The sequence below is a fragment of the Streptomyces spiralis genome, from assembly GCF_014654675.1.
Taxonomy (GTDB): Bacteria; Actinomycetota; Actinomycetes; order Streptomycetales; family Streptomycetaceae; genus Streptomyces; species Streptomyces spiralis.
The window spans coordinates 108,247-126,406 of sequence record NZ_BNBC01000011.1 but is presented as its reverse complement, the minus strand read 5'-3'; the positions used below and the strand labels follow the sequence as shown (position 1 = coordinate 126,406).

Here is an 18,160-nt window from a genome sequence, read left to right as displayed (position 1 = left end):
TTCACATCCCGTCAGGCACCGTACTTCTCGCGCAGCTCCACCTTGCGCACCTTGCCGGACACCGTCATCGGGAAGGAGTCCAGGATCCGCAGCCGGCTCGGGATCTTGTAGTGCGCCAGCCGGCCCGCGCAGAAGGCCCGCAGCTCCTCCAGCGTCAGCGGTTCCTCCGCATCGAGCGGGATGACGCAGGCGAGCACCTCCTCGCCGTACGTCTCGTGCGGAACGCCGACGACCTGGACGTCGCGGATCTTCGGGTGGCCGTAGAGGAACTCCTCTATCTCGCGCGGGTAGACGTTCTCCCCACCGCGGATGATCATGTCCTTGATGCGGCCGACGATCTCGACGTACCCGTCCTCGCGCATCATCGCGAGGTCCCCGGTGTGCATCCAGCGGCCGGGGTCGATGGCCTCGGCGGTCTTCTCGGGCTCCTCCCAGTAGCCGAGCATCACGCTGTACCCGCGGGTGCACAACTCGCCCGCCGTGCCGCGGGGCTGGGTCACCCCGGTGGCCGGGTCGATCACCTTCACCTCGATGTGCGGCAGCACCCGGCCGACCGTGCCGGTGCGGTGTTCGAGGTCGTCGTCCATCCGGGTCTGCAGGGAGACCGGGGAGGTCTCGGTCATGCCGTAGCAGATGGAGACCTGCTCCATGTGCATCTCGGCGACCACCCGCTTCATCACCTCCACCGGGCAGGGCGAGCCCGCCATGATGCCGGTGCGCAGGCTGGACAGGTCGTAGGCCGCGAAGTCGGGGAGGTTCAGCTCGGCGATGAACATCGTCGGGACGCCGTACAGCGACGTGCACCGCTCCTGCTGGACGGCGTCCAGGGTGGCCTTCGCGTCGAAGGACGGTGCCGGGATGACCATGCAGGCGCCGTGCGAGGTGGCCGCCAGATTGCCCATCACCATGCCGAAGCAGTGGTAGAAGGGCACCGGGATGCAGATCCGGTCCTGCTCGGTGTAGGCGATCGACTCACCCACGAAATAGCCGTTGTTGAGGATGTTGTGATGGGAGAGGGTGGCCCCTTTCGGGAAGCCCGTCGTGCCCGAGGTGTACTGGATGTTGATGGGGTCGTCGCAGGAGAGGGCCTCGTACGAGACGTCCGGGGTGGCGCGGGAGAGCAGTGCCTCCCAGCTCGGGTCGCCGATGTACACGACCTCGCGCAGCGCGGGGCACTTCCCGCGGACCCGGTCGACCATCGCCCGGTAGTCGCTCGTCTTGTGGCCGAGGGAGGCGAAGAGCAGCGAGATGCCGGACTGGTCGAGAACGTACTCGACCTCGTGGGTGCGGTAGGCCGGGTTGATGTTGACCATGATCGCGCCGATGCGCGCGGTGGCGTACTGGACCAGGACCCACTCCGGGCAGTTGATCGCCCAGATGCCGACCCGGTCCCCCTTGCCGACCCCGCTCGCGGCCAGCGCCCGCGCCAGTTCCTCGACGTCCGCACCGAACCGGGCGTACGTCCAGCGCCTTCCGGACGGCACGTCGACGAGCGCCTCGCGGTCCGGCCAGGTCGCGACGGCCCGGTCGAGGTTGGCGCCGATGGTGTCCCCGAGCAGGACGGTCTCGCTCGTTCCGTGCGTGTACGACAGCTCAGCGGTCACCGGAAGTCCTCCTCGCGGTACTCGTTGTCCGATCCCGTGGCCGTGGCCTCGCGCAGCTCGATGCGGCGGATCTTGCCGGAGACGGTCTTGGGCAGGTCCCCGAACTCCAGGCGGCGGACGCGCTTGTAGGGGGCGAGGACCTGGCGGGAGTGCTCGAAGAGCACCTTCGCGGTGTCGGGACCGGGCTCCCAGCCCTCCGCGAGCACGACGTACGCCTTCGGCACGGCCAGACGCAGCTCGTCCGGCGCGGGCACGACCGCGGCCTCGGCGACCGCCTCGTGCTCCAGCAGCGCGCTCTCCAGCTCGAACGGACTGATCTTGTAGTCGGAGGCCTTGAAGACGTCGTCGGAGCGTCCGATATACGTCAGATATCCTTCTTCGTCCCGTGATGCAACGTCGCCGGTGCGGTAGTAGCCGCCGGCCATCGCCTCCGCCGTGCGGTCGGCGTCGCCGTGGTAGCCGGCCATCAGGCCGACGGGCCGTACGGACAGGTCGAGCGCGATCTCGCCCTCCGTCGCTCCCGGGGCGCCGGTCACCGGGTCGAGCAGCTCCACCCGGAAGCCGGGGCTGGGCCGTCCCATGGAGCCCGTCTTCAGCGGCTGGCCGGGGCTGTTGGAGACCTGGACGGCCGTCTCGGTCTGTCCGAAGCCGTCCCGGATGGTCACGCCCCAGGCCCGGCGGACCTGCTCGATGACCTCCGGGTTGAGCGGCTCGCCGGCGGCCACGGCCTCGCGCGGCGGGGTGGCGAGCCGGCTCAGGTCGGACTGGATGAGCATGCGCCACACCGTCGGCGGGGCGCAGAAGGTGGTGACGCCGGCGCGGTCCATCTCGGCCATCAGCCGGGCCGCGTCGAAGCGGGTGTAGTTGTGGATGAAGACGGTCGCCTCCGCGTTCCACGGGGCGAACAGGTTGGACCAGGCGTGCTTGGCCCAGCCGGGCGAGGAGATGTTCAGGTGCACGTCGCCGGGCTTGAGGCCGATCCAGTACATGGTGGCCAGGTGCCCGACCGGGTACGAGACGTGGGTGTGCTCCACCAGCTTGGGACGGGCGGTGGTGCCCGAGGTGAAGTAGAGCATCAGCGGGTCGTCGGCGAGGGTGGGGCCGTCGGGGACGAACGCGGCCGGAGCGGCGTAGGCGTCCTCGTACGGCTCCCAGCCCTGCTCGGGCGTGCCCCCGACGGAGATCCGGGTGTAGGAGCCGGGCACGTCCGCGAACTTGACGGTGTCCTCGGCGCGTACGATCACGTGCCTGACCCGGCCGCGCTCGACGCGGTCGCGCAGGTCGGCGGGGCCGAGCAGCGGGGTGGCGGGGATGACGACGGCGCGCAGCTTCATCGCGGCGAGCGCGGTCTCCCACAGCTCGGCCTGGTTGCCGAGCATGACGAGGATGCGGTCCTCGGCGGCGACGCCGCGCGCGCGCAGCCAGTTGGCGGCCCGGTCGGAGCGCTCGGACATCTCGGCGAAGGAGAGCCGGGTCTCGGTGCCGTCCTCCTCGACGATGTGCAGGGCGGTGCGGTCGTTCCCGTCGGCGACGACGTCGAACCAGTCCAGCGCCCAGTTGAAGTGCTCCGGGCGGGGCCACTCGAAGCCGGCGCAGGCGGTGGCGTAGTCCTCACGGTGTTCCAGCAGGAAGTCCCGGGCCCGGCGGAAGGTCTCCGTCGCCGTCGTCATCTGTCCTCCATGGGTGGTCCCGGGTTGGCTCCGGACCATTGCGGGGCGGCTCTGTCACATCGTGTAATCCGTGATGCGGGTCTCACCACCCCCGAACGGGGGTGTGGTGGGCACAGGTCCGTGACGAAAGGGCGAGCAGGTGACGGCGAACGCGTCCGGGGCGGCGGAGATTCGGGGTGCGCTGGTGCGGCTGCGGCGCGCGACGGGCCTGCCGGTCGCCTTCGGCGGCCTGGTCGAGCCGGGCCGGCCGCGGGTACGGATCAGCGAGCTGACGGGTACGGCGACGCTCGCGCTGAGCGCGCTGGCGGTGACCTCCGGCAACGGGCTCGGCGGCAAGGCGGTCGCGCTGGCCCGGCCGTGCGCGGTGACGGACTACTCGCTGTCCCGGCAGATCAGCCACGAGTACGACGCGGCGGTCGCGGCGGAGGGGCTGCGCTCGGTGCTGGCGGTGCCGGTGGTGGTGCGGCGCCGGGTGCGCGGTGTGCTGTACGGCGCTCTGCGCACGGCCCAGCCGCTCGGTGACCGGACGCTGGGCGCGGCGGTGGCGGTGGCGCGCGACGTGGAGCAGGCGCTGGTGGTGCGCGAGGAGGCGCGGGACCTGCTGGCGGCGGCCCGCCCGGAGCCGGCGGACGGGGACGCGGCGACCGGCGCCGCCTGGGAGCAGGTGCGCGAGGCCCACGCGGCGCTGCGCGCGCTGGCCCCGCGGATCACGGACCCCGCGCTGCGCGCGGAACTCCTGGACGCCTGCGGACTGCTCACCGCCGCCGCGGCGCCGACCCCGGCCCGGGCTCCGGCCGCGGCGGAGGGCGTGACCCTGGCCCCTCGGGAGCTGGACGTCCTGACGTGCGTGGCCGCGGGCGCCACGAACGCGACGGCCGCCGCCCGCCTGGGCATCGCCCCGGAAACGGTGAAGAGCTACCTCCGCTCGGCCATGCGCAAACTCGGCGCCCACACCCGCGGCGAAGCGGTGGCGAGGGCCCGCCGGACGGGCGTACTGCCGTAGAGCAGGGGCCGCACGGCGTCCTGGTGCAGCGCCCGGGGGGCCGTGCGACCGCGGCAGGGAGTTCCCGTGATCGGCCGGTGGGGGACCGCCCGGGTGCCGTGGGGCGCGGTACCTTCGAGGGGGCGCGCTTGCGGGTTGGCTATTCAATCCGGCGTGGTTTGAATTCGGTTCTGCCGGGAGTGCTGTTATTTCCCTCACTATGCCGACAGTCCGAAATTCAAGGGCGGGTTGCCTAGAATTTGGCCAGAACACGCCACGAGGGGAGCGGTGACTGTGCGACGGGACTTCAAGGGCCCTGCGAGCTGCCGCTCAGACCTGGTCATCGGCCAGGAGGAGCCGTCCGCGGCGGCACGCGAGCAGCTCGGCCGCGGCGGCAGTGTGCTGCTGCACGGGCCGGCCGGAATTGGAAAGTCGACCGTGCTGCGGGCATTGGCCGCCGAATATGCCCCGCCGGGCCGCACCGTGTTGCGCTGCTCCGCCACCGAGTCCGAATCGCACCTGCCCTTCCTGGCGCTGGCCGACCTCTTCGGTCTGGTCCTGGACGAGGTGGCCGGCAGCCTGCCCGCCGCGCAGCGCACCGCGCTGGAGTCGGCACTCACCGGCCGCGGCGAGTCCACCCTCCAGCGCGACGGCCTCGCCCTGCGCCTGGCGGTGCTGTCCCTGCTGCGCGCGCTCGCCGCGAAGAGCCCCGTCCTGATCGTCGCCGACGACCTGCAGTGGCTGGACTCGGCCAGCGCGGAGCTGCTCGGCTTCGCCGCCCGCCGGCTGGGCGACACCCCCGTGCAGATGCTGTGCGCGGTGCGCACCGAGGACGAGGAGTACGACCGCCACCTGCGCGCCTGCCCGCCGGACACCCTCTCGGTGCGCCTCGGCCCGCTCTCGCGCGCCCAGGTCTCCGCCCTGCTCGACCAGCGCGGCTACACCGGCCTGCCGCGTTCCACGGTCCGTGAGATACACCGCACCAGCGGCGGCAACCCCCTGTTCGCCCAGGAGCTGGGCCGTGCCCTGGCCGAGAACCCCACTCCGCCCCGGCCGGGCGAACCGCTGCCGGTGCCCACCTCGCTGCGCGCCCTGGTGCTCAGCCGCCTGGAGATGCTCTCCGCCGACGCCCGCCGCACCCTCCTCGTGGCCAGCGCCGGCGCCCGCCCCACCCCGGCCCTGCTGCACGCGGCCGGCCGGGAGAACGCCGAGGCCGAGTGCGCCCAGGCCGCCGAACTCGGGCTGCTGGCCACCGAACCGGAGGGTCCGGCCGTACGGTTCGCGCACCCGCTGATCTCGGCCGCGCTGTACGCGGAGGCGCCCGCACAGGACCGCCGCGCCGCGCACGCCGCCCTGTCCACCGCCGCCTCCGACCCCATCGAGCGCGCCCGCCACCTGGCCCTGGCCACCACCGGCACCGACCCGGACGTGGCCGCGCGGCTCGCCGGGGCCGCCGTGCTGGCCCGGGACCGCGGCGCCCCGTCGGTGGCGGCCTCGCTGGGGCTGCTCGCCGCCCGGCACACCCCGGCCGACGGCGTGCCGGGCCCGGACGAGCGCCGGCTCAGGGCGGCCGAGGACGCCATCACGGCCGGCGAGGTGGACCTCGCCCGGGACATCGCCCGTGAGGTGCTGACCCGGGCCACCGTGCCCGCGCAGCGGGTGCGGGCCTGGATGGTGGTGATCGAGGCGGCCGGGCAGGCCCTCGGCGACGTGGACGCCGCCTTCCCGCAGGCGCTGGCCGACGCCGGCGACGACCCGGGGCTGCTGGCCCTGGTCCGCTACCAGCTGGCCTGGCGCGCCCTGGTCGTGCAGGGCGACTTCGCCGAGGCCCGCCAGGAGGCCGCGCACGCCGCCGAACTGGCCGCGCGCGGCCGGGACCGGCGCACGGAACTGATGGCGCTGGCCTTCCAGGCCTCCACCGAGACCCTGATGGGCCACCCGGACGCGCCCGCCACCATCAGACGCGCGCTGAAGGAGCCTCAGGACCCCTACGTCGCCTGCCACCACAACGGTGTCGGCTCCGCCCGCTTCCGCTGGCTGCTGATGAGCGACCAGCTGACCGAGGCGCGGGCGACCATCACCGCCCTGCTGCGCGAGGTGCGGCGGCGCGGCATGGTCGAGAGCGAGGTGCACTTCCTGCGTATGCTCGCCGAGACCGAACTGCGCGCCGGGCACTGCGGCCGGGCCCTGGACCTGGCCCGGGAGAGCCTGCGGCTGGCCCGGGACACCGGCATCGGCGAGGGCCCCACCGCGATGCTGGCCTGCTTCGCCGAGGCCTCCGGCGGCGACACCGGGCGGGCGCTGGCACTGGCCGGGGAGGCGGTCCGGCACGCCGAGGAGGACGGCGACCAGATGTACCTCTCGCGGGCCCTGGCCGCCCTGGGCCACGCCCAGTTCGTGGCCGGTGACGCCCAGGCCGCCGTGGCGTCGCTGAGCCGGGTGCGGGAGCTGGAGCAGGGGCTCGGCGTCACCGACCCCGCGCGCGGCCGCTGGCACGGCGACCTGGCCGAGGCACTGGTCCTGCTCGGCCGTCCGGACGAGGCGCAGCAGGTCGTCGACGCCGCCCGCAAGCACGCGCAGCGGCTGGGCCGGGAGAGCGTGCTGGCCGTACTCGACCGGTCCGAGGCGCTGGTGCGCGCGGCCCGGGGCGAGACCGAGGCCGCCGTCACCCAGCTGACGTCCGCACAGGACCGGCTGGCGAAACTGGGCACCGGCCTGGAGGAGGCGCGGGCCGCCTTCGCGCTGGCCCGGCTGCGCACCCGGCGGCCGGGACCGACCTCGTACGAGGAGGCGGCGCGGCTGTTCCGGCGCTGCCGCGCGCTGCCCTGGCTGCGCCGGGTGGAGGCCGCCGCCACCCGTCCGGCGCAGCCGGACGCCGCCCCCGCGGGACCGGACGGGCCGGCCGTGCTGGACGGTCTGGCGGCGATGGAGCGTCAGGTCGCCGCGCTCGTCATGGAGGGCGCGACCAACCGGGAGATCGCCGGACGGCTGTTCGTCAGTGTGAAGACGGTCGAGGCCACCCTGACCCGGGTCTACCGCAAACTGGGGATCCGTTCACGGGTCGACATCGTCCGATTGGCGGCGGGCCGGCGCGCGAAGTGAGCGCGGCGCGGGTTGACTGACCGCGTGCATCCAGTGAGGGCCCCGGGCCGGGGCGACCGAGGGTTTTCCCTGCCCAACTCCCCTAGGGGGTTCCCTCATTGGAGGCGGGTGCGCCGGACCCTAGCGTGAGGGACGTGCCGCTCGCCCGGGCACGCGGGAGTCCGCGCACCGGATCCTTGGACTTCCGTGCTCCACCCCACCCGTGCGAACCCCCACCGGCGGCCCCCGAGGAGACGCATGTTCGGCCCCACTCGCGCCAGACGGGCACGCGGCAGACGGACCGCCGCCCCGCTCGCGGCCTGCGCCGCCGGCGCCGCGACCGTGCTGCTCACCGCCCCCGGCGCCGACGCGGCCGCCCGCCCCCCGCACGACGTCCCCCAGCCCATCGTCGGCGGCACGCCCACCACGACGACCGCGTACCCCTTCGTCATGCAGGTCACGGACGCGTCCGGCAGGCAGTTCTGCGGCGGCACCCTGGTGGCGGCCAGGAAGGTGGTCACCGCGGCGCACTGCGTGGCCGGTGAGTCCGCCGCCGGTGTGCGGGTGGTCGGCGGGCGCACCTACCGCGACGGCACCGACGGCACGGTGAGCGAGGTCAGCGGCATCTGGATCAACCCGGGCTACACGGACGCCGCGAGCGGGGACGACGTGGCCGTCCTGACGCTGTCGACGCAGATGCCGTACGCCACGGCACCGTACGTCTCCCCCACCGACACGGGCGTGTACGCAGCCGGCACCACCGCCCGCGTCCTCGGCTGGGGCACCACCTCGGAAAGCGGCAGCTCGTCCGACCAGCTGCGGACCGCGACCGTGCCGGTCGCGTCCGACGCCGACTGCGCGAGCGCCTACGGCTCCGACTTCGTCGCGAGCGACATGGTTTGCGCCGGATACTCCTCCGGCGGCACAGACACCTGCCAGGGCGACAGCGGCGGTCCCCTGCTAGTCGGGGGCGTCCTGGCAGGGATCACTTCCTGGGGCAACGGCTGTGCCAAGGCGGGTTATCCGGGTGTGTACACCCGGCTGACCACCTTCTCCACGCTGGTCACGGCACAGATCGGCTCCTGAAGGCCCCCGAGGACCCCTCGGGTGAATGCCAGGGGGCGTTGCGAGCCACCACGAGCGGCCCGCAACGCCCCCTCTCCACAGCGGCGTTCCGCGCTCAGTGGCCGGCGGCGGGCTTCCCGGTCCCGGCGGGGGCCGCCGCTCCCCCCACGACGGTGCCGAACCGGATGCCGTACGACGCACCCGGGTGCAGAACGGACAGCATCCGCTGCCCCTCCTCGGTCACGTCCCGGCGCTGGGCCGCGCTCAGCTCGCCGAAGGCCTCGACGACCAGCGCGTCGTCCGTCAGCTTCCACAGCCCGGCCAGGAAGCCGTCGACGAGGAGGGTGCGGTGGGCCTGGTTGCCCGTCGCGGCGCGGCCCTTGTACCGGGGCGGGACGACGCGGGTGCGGTCGGCGTGGGAGAGCAGCAGGTTGTCGAACTCGGGCAGGAAGCGGGGCGGGGCCGGGGTGTCCGCATCGGGGCGGGGCGCGTCGGGGAGGTCGAAGAGCTCGGCGCCGTTCTCGTCGCGGAAGGTGACCAGCCTCGGGCGGAGGCGTTCGAAGGCGTCGCGCAGCCGGGTCAGGCCCGCCCAGGTCTGCATGTCCTTCACCGAGGCCGGTCCGAACGCGCCGAGGTAGCGCAGGACGGCCTCGTCGATCGTGGGCGTGTCCCCGGCGGGCCGGCCGAACCAGTGTTCGGCGGTGGTCAGGGCCACCTGTCCGCTGCGGCCCCACAGTCCGCGCGGGGTGACCTGGACGAGCGGCAGCAGACAGCGGGCGGCGACGCCGAGGGCCCGCGGGTCGGCGTCCGGCCAGGTCGCCGACAGCGCCTCGCGTAGTTGCCCCATGGTGCGCGGCTCGGCCTCGACGAGGTCGCGGGCGATCGCGGCGAGCCGGTCGAGGTCGACGCCCGCGAGCCCCCGGCGGAACAGGGTGAGTTCGCGCTCGCGGGCGGGCTGGACGAGGGAACGCAGGGAGAGGCAGTCGTCGGCGGTGTGGGTGTGGATGGTCGAGCGCAGGGTGACGATGCGGGCGACCTCGCGGCCGGCCATCAGCCGGGACAGCTCCTCGGGTGCGAAGCCGTCGAGCCGGGCGGCCAGGGCGTAGTACGGCGGCCTGACGTTCTGCGCCTGGAGGCCCACGAGGTGCCGCACGGCGGCCCTGGCGTCCAGCGCGGAGCGGCGCAGCAGCAGCTGCCGGGCCAGGGTGGCCCGGTTGAGCGCGCGCACCCCCAGCACGGGGGCAGTCGGGGAGGTCTTCGTACGGCTCGTCGCGGTGGTCGTCGCCCTCTTGGTCATGCCCGGCACGGTAGCGCCGATCGAGGACAGGTTCTGTCCGCTTGCACCCGCTTTTCGGGCGTCACCGCGGCACGGCGTCGGAACTCCGGCCGGTCCGCCGTGCCGTCGAACTGTCGGTCCGTCGTGCCGTCAGTCCGCCTTCCGGATGTCCGCCAGGGTCGACTCCGGCTCCTCCGTGACGGCGAGGTCGCCGAGACTCACCATGCCGACGGGGCAGCCGCCGTGCTCGACGACGGGCAGCCGGCGCACGGCGTACTGGCGCATCAGCTCGGCCGCGCGATCGGTGGTGTCCTCGGGCGACAGGGTGACGACGGGCGGCCTGGTGCAGACCGATCCGGCGGTGGTGGTGTGCGGGTCGCTGCCGTACGCCACGGCACGGATCACGATGTCGCGGTCGGTGAGGACGCCGAACAGGTCGCAGTCGTACGCCACCAGGACATCGCCCACGTTCTGCTCGCGCATCACGCGGGCGGCGTCCTCCAGCGTGGTCATCGGCTCGACGGCCACCGCGCCGGGGGACATCACATCGCGTACTCGGTGGGTCATGGGGGCACCTCCCGCAACGGGTCCACGGACGGCCTGCTGCCCGCCGCGTAGCCAGAAAGGACGGTCCCAAACCGGCCGAGGGCGCCATGAAGCCATGCGAGCAGGCCCCCTGGGCCTCCTCCGCGGGCGCCTCGGCGGCGCGCCTCATCCTCCCGGGTCCGGCTCCGGCGCGGGGCCCGCCCGCCAGCCGGTCCAGCGGTGGACGGCGACCGCGATCACCGGGCCGTCCGGCGGGTCCTGCCGGTACTGCGGGTACTTGCGACGCAACTCGGCGAGGGCGGCCTCGTACCGCTCCCGGGTCCCGGCTTCCGACGTGTCCGGCGCGTCCGGCGGCAGGATCCGGGCGTCGCCGTCGGCGCGGACCCACCACAGGCGGTCCCAGTCCTCGTCGAAGTCGTCGGCGAGCAGACAGACGGCCGGGTGGGCCTCGATGTTGCGCAGCCGTTTGAGATGGGTCGTGCGCTTCGGCTTGCGGTCGACCGCCGTCACGATGCCGTCGGCGCCGTCGGTGGCGAACACCACCGGCACCAGGTGCGGGCGCCCCGCCTCGTCCACCGTGGCCAGCCGGGCCACTCGCGCGGCCGCGAACCGCCGCCGCGCCTGGTCGGGATCCATCCGTGGCACGGGCCTCACTCCCGTCCTCGCTGCCGTGTCGGCGTCAGTGACCGTGTCGGTGTCACCGAACCGTGACCGTGTCCGTCCGCCGCGCCGGGTACCCGCCCAGCAGCCGGTCGGCCACACAATGGGCGGCAGAAGGCCGGTGGGACCCCCGACGAAGGGAGAGGCATGCCGTGGCTTGCGGTTCCGCTGTGGGACGTGGCCAACGGTCAGGGTCTGCGCCAGCTGGCCGAGCTCGGGCTCGCGCTGCTGCTGTCGAGCCTGATCGGCTGGGAGAGGGAGGCACAGCAGAAGAGCGCGGGCCTGCGCACCCACACCCTGGTCGGGGTCGCCAGCGCGCTGATGATGGAGGTGTCCCAGCACGGCTTCACCGAGGTGCTCGGCCTGCCGAACGTGTCCTTCGACCCGTCCCGGGTGGCCGCCCAGATCGTCTCCGGCATCGGCTTCATCGGCGGCGGTCTGATCTTCGTACGGCGCAGCGCGGTACGCGGGCTGACCACCGCCGCCACCATCTGGCTGACCTGCGCGGTCGGCATGGCCTGCGGGGGCGGGCTGCCGATCCTCGCCCTGGCCACCACCGCGCTGCACTTCCTCGTCGTACGCGGCTATCCCCACATCGCGGGGCGGTTCCCCGGCGGTGGGGTGCCCGGCACGGTCGAGGTCCGTCTGACGTATCTGACCGGCCGGTCGCTGCTGCCGCGGCTGTTGGAGGCCTGCACCCGGCGGGGCTTTCGCATCCTGGAGGTCAGGGCCGACCGGCTGCCCGGCCGCACGGACGCCGCCGCCCGGGTGCTGCTGCGCCTGGAGGGGACCACCGACGCCGGGCAACTGGCCTCCGAACTGTTCCACGACGAGGGGGTCATCGACGTGCAGCTCGGTCTGGGCGAAGAAGACGACGCGTAGGAGGCGGGTTCCGCCCCAGCGGGCGTAGGCGGTGCACACGGTGCATGGCCTCGGGCGCGGGAGGGCACCCGGGGCGCACTGTGCACCTGCGACAGGACGAGCCGCGGACTCTGCTGACGGGGTGGTTCAGCTTTCCGGACGGGGAGGCGACCGCCGGGGACGTGCTGGCGCTGCACCGGGTGGAGGACGTACTGCGGCGGTCCGGGCCGGCGTACGACGTCGCCTGGAGCCCCGGGTTCCGGCCCGGCGGCCTGCATCTGGAGGACGTACGCCCCGAGCGGTACGGGCGGCTGGTGTTCGTGTGCGGGCCGCTGCACGGGCCGCAGATCGAGCGGCTGCACCGCAGGTTCGCGCACTGTGTGCGGATCGCGGTGGGCGTCTCGGTGATCGACCCCGGCAGCCCGGCCGTCACCGGCTTCCACCGCGTCCTCGCCCGCGACGCCCCGGCGGCCGAACCCGCCCTGGACCTGGCTGCGGGCGCTCCCGCCCTGCCGGCGCGGCCGGTGGTCGGCGTGGTCCTCACGCACGGGCAGCACGAGTACGGGCCGGCCCGCCGCCACGACGTGGTCGCCCGGGAGGTGACCGCCTGGCTGCACGGCAGGGACTGTGCGCGCCTGGAGCTGGAGACCCGGCTCGACACCCGCGACTGGCGGCTGTGCGCCACGCCCGCCCAACTCCAGTCGGTACTGGCCCGCCTGGACCTGGTGGTCACCGACCGGCTGCACGGGATGGTGCTCGCGCTGCGGGCCGGGACGCCAGCGCTGGCCGTGGACCCGGTGGCGGGCGGCGCCAAGGTGACCGCTCAGGCGCGTGCCTGCGGCTGGCCCGCGCTGGTGCCCGCGGAGCGGCTGGCCACGGCCGAGCTGGACCGCTGGTGGGACTGGTGTCTGACGTCGGGCCGGGCGGCGGCGCGGCGGCGGGGCGACGCGTTCGCGGCGGATGCCGGGCGGGACAGCGCCGAGGGCCTGCCGGCGGTACTGCGGCCGCCGCCCGCCGGTTAGCACGGGGGCGTACGGGCACTCGGAGCAGGACGCGGCAGTTAGCTCGGTCCCTGTAGGAGCAACAGTGTCGACAAGCCGACTCCCCGATCACGAACAGCGGATACTGGACGAGATAGAGCGCGCCCTGAGCCGTGACCGCCGGCTGGTCCGGCGGCTGCGCGTCTCGCGCCGCCGGGGCCCGGACCTCGCCGGAGTGGTCTCCCGGGTGGCGCGGTACGCGCCCCGGCCATGGACGGTGGTGGCCCTGCTGGCCGTCTCCGTCGCCCTGATGACGGCGGGCATCGTCACCTCGGACCCCGGGGTGATCTGGGCGTTCGCCGTGGTGTGGCCGGTGGCGCTGTACGCCGTCTTCCGGCTGCTGTGCCGGCGATCGCGAACGTCCTGAGCGAGACCGCCTGGGCTCGCTCGCGCCGTTTGACCCGTTTGTCCACCGGGGCCGGGGGGACCCGCGTGGGCAGGAGGTGATCGTCGTGCCCGAGCCCGGAAGCAAGAAGTACGACGTCAAGCGCGCGAGGATGCGCAAGGAGGCGGAGCGGTCGGGGATCTCCGACCAGGACGCCAACAAGGCCGCGAACGAGGAACTCCAGCAGGACCCGAAGCTGCGCAGCAGCGGCCCGCGCACGGAGCGCGGCCGGGGCCCGAAGAGCGAACGCTCCGGGAGGACCGGCCGGTCCGGGAGGACGGGCTGAGTCCTCGGTCCGCACCGCGACGCCGAGTCCCGCGGCGCCGAGTCTTCGGTCCGCACCGCTGCACGAGTCCTCGGTCCGCACCGGGGCGGGGCGCCGTCCCGTCCCGGTGCGGACCGTCCCCTCCTCACCCCGTCCGCCCTGCTTCAGCCTGTGTAGCGGCGGGCCTTCGACCGGCGCTGACTGCCCTCCAGGAGCCGCAGCCGCCCCTCCACATCGGGCGGCAGCACACGCCGCTCGCGCAGCACCCAGGGCAGCGCGGCCGCCGCCGCGGCGAAGGCGCGCAGGGACGCCGTGTCGCGGGGCACCGTACGGGCCAGGTGCAGGGTGCGGCGCAGCGCGGACCCGGCCGGCCGGCGCAGCCAGGTGAACCACAGGGTGTTGCGGATGCCGTCCCGTCGGCGGCGGGTGGAGTCCCGTACGGGCGAGGGACGGTGATGGATCGTCAACTGCTCGGCGTACGTCAGCCACCAGCCGTCGGCGGCCAGGTCCGCGGCGAGCAGTTCCTCCTCACCGCCGAGCCACAGCCGTGGGTGGAAGCCGCCCGCGCGCCGGAACGCGTCGGTGCGCAGCACGGTCGCCGCGGCGAGGAACGAGCCGAGCGCCGGGCCGGGCAGCCAAGGCGGCCCCGGGACGGGTGAGTTGCGCAGCTCCTCGACGATCGGGTCCTCCCTGCCGCCGGGTTCGACGAGGATCCGCGCGGTGACCGAGCCGAGCGCGGCGTGCCGGTCCAGGAGGTCGGCGGCGGCCGAGAGCGCGCCGGGCGCCCACCAGGAGTCGTCGTCGCAGAAGGCCACATACGGGGTGCGGACCTGGCGCACGGCCAGGTTGCGGCCGACGGCGCCGAGGTTGCGGCCGGGGCGCAGCAGCCGTACCTGCGGGTGGTGGTGGGCCACGGCGGCGGAGGTGCCGTCGGTGGAGCCGTTGTCGGTGACGATCACCTCGGGCTGTTCGGGGAGCCGGGCGAGGTGGTCGAGGGTGCGCAGGAGTTCGGGACGCCGGTTGTGGGTGATGACCACGACGGTGGTGCGGGGATCGGTCATCGGGTGCCTCCGCGGTCCGTGTCCAGCAGACGGGCGGCGCGCTCGATGTGCGGGGGCAGGGCGCGGCGGGCCCGGAGGGCGGCGGGCAGGCGGGTGAGCGTCTCGTTCAGGGCATGCCGGGCCTGCGGGTCGCGGCGGGCGTCGGCGGCCAGGGCGCGGGTGCGGGCGAGGGCGTACGGCAGGGGCCGGCGCAGCCAGGCGGTGAGGAGTTCGTTGCGGCGCATGACCGCGGGGCGGTCGGGGCGCGGGCCGGATGCCGGATGGTGGTGGGCGACCACGTCGGGGCAGTGGATGACGCCCCAGCCGCGCGCGGCGAGGTCGTAGGCGAGCAGGGTCTCCTCGGCGCCGAAGAAGAGCACGGGGTGGAAACCGCCGGCGTCGAGGTAGGCGGTGCGGCGGACGACCGAGGCGCAGGCGAGGAAGCCGAGGACCTGGGTGCCGGGCAGGTCGGTGGCCTCGCCGAGCGGGGAGTCGGCGAGCACCTTGTTCAGCGGGTCGGGTTCCTGCTCGGGGCCGACGAGGGTGCGGGCGGCGAGCAGGCCGAGCCGGGGGTGGTCGTCGAAGTGGCGGGTGGCCCGCGCCAGTGCGCCGGGCGCCCACCAGGAGTCGTCGTCGCTGAAGGCCACGTAGGGGGTGTGCAGGGCGCGGACGCCGTGCGTGCGGGCGAGGGCACCGCGGTTGAACGGCAGCGACAGGACCCGCACCTGCGGAAACTCTCGGGCGAGCAGGGCGCGGGTGTCGTCGGTGGAGGCGTTGTCCGCGACGACGATCTCGGGGCGTTCGGGGAGGGCGAGCAGGTGGCGGAGGGTGACGGCGAGCCCTGCGGACCGGTTGCGGGTGGCGATGACCACGCCGACGGGTGTGTGTTCCATGGGTCCGGTCCACCTCGGTCAGTCCGGCGGCTCGGGGAGCGCGTCGAAGGCGTCCAGGACCTCTTCGGTGCCGATCCTGAGCAGTGCGGGGTCGGGGCTGCGGCCGTGCGGGTCGCCCTCCGGGCCGTGCCACAGGGCGCGGTGGCGGGGGTCGTCCCGGGGCGGTCCCCAGCGGCTGGGCGGGACGGGGCCGCACAGGGTGAGCGACGGGGTGGCGTGGGCGACGGCGAGGTGTGCGATGCCGGTGTCGCCGCTGACGACGGCGCGGGCGCGGGCGACCAGCGCGGAGAACCGTGCGAGGGGCAGGCCGCCGCCGAAGACGTCGGTGTCGGCGAGGCGGGCCCTCTTGGCGAGGGTGGCGACGAGATCGCCCTCGTCCGCTCCCCCGGTGACGACGACCCGGTGGCCGCGGGCGCGCAGGGCCTCGGCGACGGCGGCGAACCGGCGTACGGGCCAGCGGCGGGCCGGTGATCCGGCGCCGGGGTGCAGCACGACCGCGCCGGGGGCCGGGGAGTGGGCGGTGGGCGGCGGCAGCCGCAGGTCGGTGGGGTCGGCGCAGACGCCGTACCACCGCAGCAGCCTGCACCAGCGGTCCCGCTCGTGCTCGTCGGCGTACCAGGGCGGCCCCTCGATGCCGGGTGTCTCCGGATGCGCGAAGGCCAACAGCCGCCCAGGGCCCAGGTCCGCGAGGAGCCGGTGGCTGGGCGGCCCGTTGCCGTGCAGGTCGACGGCGACCTCCGGGGGCGGGCCGGTCCAGTCGAGGGCGCTCGGTACGGCCCGTCCGGGCGCGGAGGCGGGAAGCAACCGGTCCACGGCCCCCGTCGCCGCCGCGAGCGGCCCGAGCCCGGCGGGCGCGGCCAGCACGATCTCATGCCCTGGAAACCCCCGCCGCAGCCCCCGCAACGCCGGAACCCCGGCCAGCAGATCCCCGAGCCCGAGCGCCCGGAGCACCAGCAACCGCCGGACGCCGACGGCCCGGGTCCCGGCCCCCACCGCCGGTTCGCTCTCACCGGACCCGCTCGCAGGTTCGCCGGGGACCACCGGCCCGCCCGCGCCTGGAGGTGCCGGGCGCCCGGCGCCGGCCCGGTCGCCCAGCGGAGCCCGGGCCCGCCCCCCGGCACCGCCGGGAGACCCGGCCGCCGCACACCCGCCGGTCGCCCACAGCGCGCCGCGCACGTCGCCGGGCTCCGCACGCCCGAGGGCGGCCGCGCCCCCGAACCCGGACGCGGAGCCGGACCCGGAGCCCATCGCGACTGCGGGCGCCGAGGGTCCGGCTGTCCGGGCCGCCGCGGGCCGGGCCTGCGGCGTGTCCTCGGGCATGGGTCGCGCGGCGCCGCGCAGGTGCCCGTGCGGCCCCGTCGGCGGGTGGGCCGTCACGGGCGGCCCGGAAGGGGTTCCGGTCATCGCGCGCCCTCCGCCGCCCTGGCCATCAGGGCCGTCGAGGAGCGGCCGTCGAGGTAGGGGAGCAGGACGGCCTGGCCGCCCCATTCGTCCAGGAGCGCCGCTTCGGGGAGTTCGGCGCCGGCGTAGTCGCCGCCCTTGACCCAGACGTCGGGGCGGAGTTCGACCAGGAGGCGTTCGGGGGTGTCCTCGTCGAAGACGGCGACGGCGTCGACGCAGGCCAGGGCGCGCAGCACCCGGACGCGGTCCGCGAGCGGGTTGACCGGCCGGCCCTCGCCCTTGCGGCGCCGTACGGAGGCGTCGGAGTTGACGCAGACGACCAGGCAGTCGCCGATCCTCCGGGCCGCCTGGAGCAGGCCGACGTGTCCGGCGTGCAGCAGGTCGAAGCAGCCGCCCGCGGCGACGACGGTGCCGCCGGTCGCGCGGACCTCGGCGACCAGGCCGGCCGGGTCGTCCGCCGGGGGCGCGGTGCCGGCGGCACGCGGGGGGCCCAGCAGACCGGCCGCCCCGCCGGCGCCCACGAAGGCGGTCGCCGCGGTGACGGCGCCCTCCACGGCCTCCCCGACGAGCACGCCGTCCGCGAGCTGTCCGGCCGCCGTGGCGGCGAAGCGGTCGCCGGCGCCGCACGGGTCGCCGTGGTGGGCGGCCGGCACCGGCACCAGAAGGGGGTGTTCGCCGTACGACAGCAGGGCGCCGCGCGCGCCGAGGGTCACCGTGACCGCGGCGACCCGCCAGTGCCGTACGAGCGCGCAGGCCTCGTGGGCGACGGTGCGCAGGTCGCTGCGGGGCGCGTCAGCGCCGTTCTGGTTCCGGTCCGCGGGCAGTGCGGCCGCGAAGCCGTGGGCCTCCGCGCGGGCCGGGGTGACCAGGCGGGTGCCCGCCACCGGCGGGCCGCCGCGCGGGTGCGGGTCCCAGACCTCCGGGGGGCGCCCGCGCAGCTCGGCCCGCAGGGTGTCCGCCGCGCCCCGGCCGTAGTCGGAGACGAGGACGGCGGAGGCGGCGGCGAGCGCGGCGCGGGCCTCATCGGTGGCCTCACGGGCGCGGCCGGCGCCGTGGTCGAGGCGGACGACGGGGCGGCCCTGGGCCAGGACGCGGGTCTTCTGCGGCACCTCGCCGCTCATCGGGAGCGGGACGACGGTCAGAAAGGGCTCCAGGAGCCGGCGCAGCTCCCGGCCGCCCGGGCCGTCGTCCAGGGCGGTGATCAGGGTGACGTCGCGGCCGTCGCGGGCGGCCAGGTACGCGGCGAGGGCGGCGCCGCCCGGCCGTACCCGCTCCGCGCAGTCGGCGACGACCGGGACGGGCGCGTCGGGCGCCAGCCGGTCCGCGTGTCCGGTCAGGTCGCGGTCGAGCAGGGCGTCGCCGACCACGACCAGGGGTTCCTTGCCCGTCAT

The 18,160-nt window shown here is 75.0% G+C and carries 16 protein-coding genes; 7 read left to right on the top strand and 9 right to left on the bottom strand.

What is annotated here, in order from left to right; genetic code table 11:
- Positions 1–11 precede the first annotated feature (11 nt).
- Together IE318_RS14230 and IE318_RS14225 are read right to left on the bottom strand one after the other, a co-directional pair.
- The gene (locus tag IE318_RS14230) at positions 12–1,604 is read right to left on the bottom strand and encodes an AMP-binding protein (RefSeq protein ID WP_189900304.1); all 1,593 of its coding nucleotides are present in this window, start codon (positions 1,602–1,604) and stop codon (positions 12–14) included.
- Positions 1,601–3,274 carry an AMP-binding protein gene (locus IE318_RS14225; protein ID WP_189900302.1) on the bottom strand — a complete coding sequence of 558 codons (1,674 nt, stop codon included), beginning with the start codon at positions 3,272–3,274 and terminating at the stop codon, positions 1,601–1,603. Before IE318_RS14225 ends, IE318_RS14230 begins: the two co-directional genes overlap by 4 nt.
- A gap of 139 nt (positions 3,275–3,413) precedes the next feature.
- Between IE318_RS14225 and IE318_RS14220 the strand changes: the two genes are divergently transcribed.
- The 3 genes from IE318_RS14220 (at position 3,414) to IE318_RS14210 (ending at position 8,423) form a co-directional block, all read left to right on the top strand.
- Positions 3,414–4,277, top strand: a complete 864-nt coding sequence (locus IE318_RS14220; RefSeq protein WP_189900300.1) for a helix-turn-helix transcriptional regulator — start codon at positions 3,414–3,416, stop codon at positions 4,275–4,277.
- Positions 4,278–4,544: 267 nt separating this feature from the next.
- On the top strand, positions 4,545–7,358 hold the full coding sequence (locus tag IE318_RS14215; RefSeq protein ID WP_189900298.1) for an ATP-binding protein: 2,814 nt from the start codon (positions 4,545–4,547) through the stop codon (positions 7,356–7,358).
- A gap of 237 nt (positions 7,359–7,595) precedes the next feature.
- Positions 7,596–8,423 carry a S1 family peptidase gene (locus tag IE318_RS14210; RefSeq protein WP_189900296.1) on the top strand — a complete coding sequence of 276 codons (828 nt, stop codon included), beginning with the start codon at positions 7,596–7,598 and terminating at the stop codon, positions 8,421–8,423.
- Between the two features lie 94 nt (positions 8,424–8,517).
- Here the strand turns inward: IE318_RS14210 and IE318_RS14205 are convergent, their stop codons facing one another.
- The 3 genes from IE318_RS14205 to IE318_RS14195 all read right to left on the bottom strand — a co-directional run bounded on the left by IE318_RS14205 (position 8,518) and on the right by IE318_RS14195 (position 10,869).
- Entirely contained in the window at positions 8,518–9,699 is a 1,182-nt protein-coding gene (locus IE318_RS14205) for a winged helix DNA-binding domain-containing protein (protein ID WP_189900294.1), read from the bottom strand.
- Positions 9,700–9,828: 129 nt separating this feature from the next.
- Positions 9,829–10,245, bottom strand: a complete 417-nt coding sequence (locus IE318_RS14200; protein ID WP_030180937.1) for a CBS domain-containing protein — start codon at positions 10,243–10,245, stop codon at positions 9,829–9,831.
- Between the two features lie 144 nt (positions 10,246–10,389).
- Positions 10,390–10,869 (bottom strand): TIGR03668 family PPOX class F420-dependent oxidoreductase, encoded by a 480-nt coding sequence (locus tag IE318_RS14195; protein ID WP_189900292.1) that lies wholly within the window; start codon positions 10,867–10,869, stop codon positions 10,390–10,392.
- 162 nt (positions 10,870–11,031) lie between these two features.
- On the opposite strand from IE318_RS14195, the gene IE318_RS14190 reads away from it, so the two are divergent.
- The 4 genes from IE318_RS14190 to IE318_RS14175 all read left to right on the top strand — a co-directional run bounded on the left by IE318_RS14190 (position 11,032) and on the right by IE318_RS14175 (position 13,456).
- Positions 11,032–11,766: an MgtC/SapB family protein gene (locus IE318_RS14190; protein ID WP_189900290.1), complete on the top strand. Its 735-nt coding sequence runs from the start codon at positions 11,032–11,034 to the stop codon at positions 11,764–11,766.
- Between the two features lie 44 nt (positions 11,767–11,810).
- Positions 11,811–12,767, top strand: a complete 957-nt coding sequence (locus tag IE318_RS14185; RefSeq protein WP_189900288.1) for a polysaccharide pyruvyl transferase family protein — start codon at positions 11,811–11,813, stop codon at positions 12,765–12,767.
- 64 nt (positions 12,768–12,831) lie between these two features.
- On the top strand, positions 12,832–13,152 hold the full coding sequence (locus IE318_RS14180; protein ID WP_030180950.1) for a DUF3040 domain-containing protein: 321 nt from the start codon (positions 12,832–12,834) through the stop codon (positions 13,150–13,152).
- An 85-nt stretch (positions 13,153–13,237) separates the two neighbouring features.
- Positions 13,238–13,456: a hypothetical protein gene (locus IE318_RS14175; protein WP_189900286.1), complete on the top strand. Its 219-nt coding sequence runs from the start codon at positions 13,238–13,240 to the stop codon at positions 13,454–13,456.
- A 143-nt stretch (positions 13,457–13,599) separates the two neighbouring features.
- Here the strand turns inward: IE318_RS14175 and IE318_RS14170 are convergent, their stop codons facing one another.
- The 4 genes from IE318_RS14170 to rfaE2 all read right to left on the bottom strand — a co-directional run bounded on the left by IE318_RS14170 (position 13,600) and on the right by rfaE2 (position 18,160).
- Positions 13,600–14,496 carry a glycosyltransferase family 2 protein gene (locus IE318_RS14170; RefSeq protein WP_189900283.1) on the bottom strand — a complete coding sequence of 299 codons (897 nt, stop codon included), beginning with the start codon at positions 14,494–14,496 and terminating at the stop codon, positions 13,600–13,602.
- Positions 14,493–15,368: a glycosyltransferase family 2 protein gene (locus IE318_RS14165; protein ID WP_189900281.1), complete on the bottom strand. Its 876-nt coding sequence runs from the start codon at positions 15,366–15,368 to the stop codon at positions 14,493–14,495. Before IE318_RS14165 ends, IE318_RS14170 begins: the two co-directional genes overlap by 4 nt.
- Positions 15,369–15,386: 18 nt before the next feature.
- Positions 15,387–16,616 carry a glycosyltransferase family 9 protein gene (locus IE318_RS14160; protein WP_373311170.1) on the bottom strand — a complete coding sequence of 410 codons (1,230 nt, stop codon included), beginning with the start codon at positions 16,614–16,616 and terminating at the stop codon, positions 15,387–15,389.
- Positions 16,617–16,768: 152 nt separating this feature from the next.
- The gene (gene rfaE2, locus IE318_RS14155; RefSeq protein WP_189900279.1) at positions 16,769–18,160 is read right to left on the bottom strand and encodes a D-glycero-beta-D-manno-heptose 1-phosphate adenylyltransferase; all 1,392 of its coding nucleotides are present in this window, start codon (positions 18,158–18,160) and stop codon (positions 16,769–16,771) included.